Origin of the sequence: Armatimonas sp., assembly GCF_031410135.1 — a bacterium.
Taxonomy (GTDB): Bacteria; Armatimonadota; Armatimonadia; order Armatimonadales; family Armatimonadaceae; genus Armatimonas.
In genome coordinates this window covers 1-2,441 of the sequence record NZ_JANNYP010000427.1, presented here as the reverse complement: position 1 = coordinate 2,441, position 2,441 = coordinate 1, and the positions used below count along the sequence as shown (strand labels likewise).

At 50.8% G+C, this 2,441-nt stretch carries 2 protein-coding genes and 1 pseudogene; all 3 read right to left on the bottom strand.

The window, feature by feature from the left end; all coding sequences use genetic code 11:
• Positions 1 to 242: hypothetical protein (locus RMO15_RS15750; protein WP_309714400.1), on the bottom strand; the 242-nt coding region annotated here is incomplete at its 3' end.
• A gap of 374 nt (positions 243 to 616) precedes the next feature.
• A pseudogene (locus RMO15_RS15745) lies at positions 617 to 1,786 on the bottom strand (IS256 family transposase); the annotation flags it as partial.
• A gap of 107 nt (positions 1,787 to 1,893) precedes the next feature.
• Complete coding sequence (locus tag RMO15_RS15740) at positions 1,894 to 2,277, bottom strand: hypothetical protein (protein WP_309714399.1); 384 nt, start codon at positions 2,275 to 2,277, stop codon at positions 1,894 to 1,896.
• Between the last annotated feature and the right edge of the window lie 164 nt (positions 2,278 to 2,441).

The window sequence follows — 2,441 nt, the reverse complement described above, 5'->3', positions numbered from 1 at the left end:
CGAAGACGATAATCTTGCATCAGATCTCCTTTACTATTACTGATAATTATCAGATATTCATCATTGTAGAGATATTTGCCTGCAACATACACCATTTGATTCCAGAGTTGCATACGATGAGGCTTACATTTACAGGCTCGTTTACCAAACCAATCCTTGCCTTGTAAGTCGAGACCATCGGGATGCTTAAGCCACTCACCCGCTTTGATTCGTATTCGGAAATCTAGCTTTCTTTTTAACAACCAGCCGATCCAGTCATCCCCGATAAACTCGCGATCTGCAGTGATAAAACGCCAACGAGTGGTTCCGAAAATCGTCAGAAACTGGGATATTAGCTTGATTCTTTCCGGAGTATCACTATTGCCACAGTTTGGTAAAGCTGTCCAAAGCAGAGTGTCAAGTCCTTTTTTTGGTGTAATTACGGTTCCCTCTCCCCGGCGGCTTTGCCGCCCGCGAAGCTCGCTCGCTTCGCCTTCAAAAGCGTCTCGTCAGCGGCTTAGGCCACCGTCAAGAGCACCTCGGATTCCTTTCCTTTAAAAGCAGCAGCAGAGGGCATCGCCTCGGGCAAAGCCTCTCGTAAAGCGCGTCCCTCGTCTTTAGGAAGGTCTCCCCCAGATCGCTCCAACCGCCAAGTATGGTAGTCGTCCATGTTGGTGTACACCTTGCCACTCGTCATCGCCTCGTCAAACTCCATTAACAATGCGCCAAGTAGCCGCTCGCAGCTCGCCCTGTTCGGGTAAATCCGAATCACGCGGTCGCGGCGACGAATCTCCCCATTCAAACGCTCCTGGGAGTTGGTAGTACGAAGTAAACGATGGTATTTCACGGGCAAAACCATCACACTCGTCACCTCGTCAAAAGCAGACTCCAAGAGGGCAACCGCCTTGCTACATCTACCTTCAAAGCTCTGGCACGTCTCGCGCAAGCGGGTACGTGCGCTGGCAAGATCCGGGGCATGAAGCACCTGCTTAGCGGAAGCCAGAAACGATCCCAACTCGGATTTGGGACACGCATCACTGAGATTTCTGATGAAATGTGCCTGACATCTCTGCCAAGTGGCTCCCGCAAAATTGCCTTCGATAGCTTTGACCAGTCCTGCATGATCGTCAGAAATGACGAACTCGACACCGGTTAGTCCTCGCGACTTCAGACTGGCAAAAAACTCGCTCCAACTCGCCTCGCTTTCCTTATCTCCCAGGGCAAATCCCAGCACGTGGCGATAGCCCATCTCATCAATGCCACAGGCAATCAGTAAGGCACATTGCCTGACTCGGCCTTCCTCACGGATTTTGACGACTATTGCATCTACCAGAACGAAAGGGAATGTCCCTAAGGGCCGTTCTCTCCAGGTCTTTACCAATGGGTCAAGCACCAAGCAGAGCTTGGATACTTGGGATTTACTGAAGGCAGCCCCACAGAGCACCTCTGTAATGGCTTCCACTTTGCGGGTGGAAACCCCCTGCAGAACCATCTCGCACAAGGCAAGAACGAAGGCTTGCTCGCTTCTCTGATAACGCTCCCACATATCGGGGCTGAACTCACCCTCTCGTGTCCTTGGCACTTTGAGCGTGATGGTTCCAATTCTTGTCTGCATCTCTCGCTCTCGTGTGCCGTTTCGATACCCGACTCTCTCGGGCGTTCTCTCACCAGGCTGTGCCTTGAGTGCTGCGGTGACCTGATGGGTAAGCACTTGATTGAGTACCTGCTCCACTAGCCCCACCATTCCCTGACCGGTGAACAACTTTGGCAAATCTGCCTCGTCTACTGTAATCTCGAACTGAGCCATTTCTTTCTCCTTGTTTGTTGAAGTTTAGTCACTCCAATTATCGGGAGAGGGAGGTGGCTTTCTTTGCCTTGGCGGGCTTCGCCCGCCTCGTCAAGCCACCGAGCTATTTACACCATTATAAGGGCACGACCAAGCAGAGGAACGGCACAACCATAAACGACGACGGAGAGGACAAGCAGATTCACTATCGTTTTTCCTCGTTTCCACTCGGTTCTATCGAGCGCAAGTACCCATTTGCCCTTGGGCAGCAAGGCGGCTATAGCTTTTGCCCAGACAGATAATTCCAAACTCGGATGGTCAAGGCATCGCCTGAGTTGCATTCGTTTCGCCTCGGACTTTTCTTCTTCTGGCATGAGATTGACGATGTGATGTAGAGTTATTTTCCTGGCGGTCAGTAGTGCAATGAGTGCCCTGGCAAAATGTTGAGCAAAAGGCACGCCTAATCTGTGGAGCCGTTTGGTGATAGATTCGATACAATAATGTCTGGTCATTCTGGGTCGCTTTCTTATGTTTCGCGACTTTACGATAGCTCCAGAATGGCCTTTCTGTTACCTGTTAAATCTACGGGGAATTTTGAATCGTCCGTACAGTTCAGCCAATCATGCGAGTGCATTCTATAATCGCGCTCGATTAGCTGATCAAAGTAGGCGGTGAC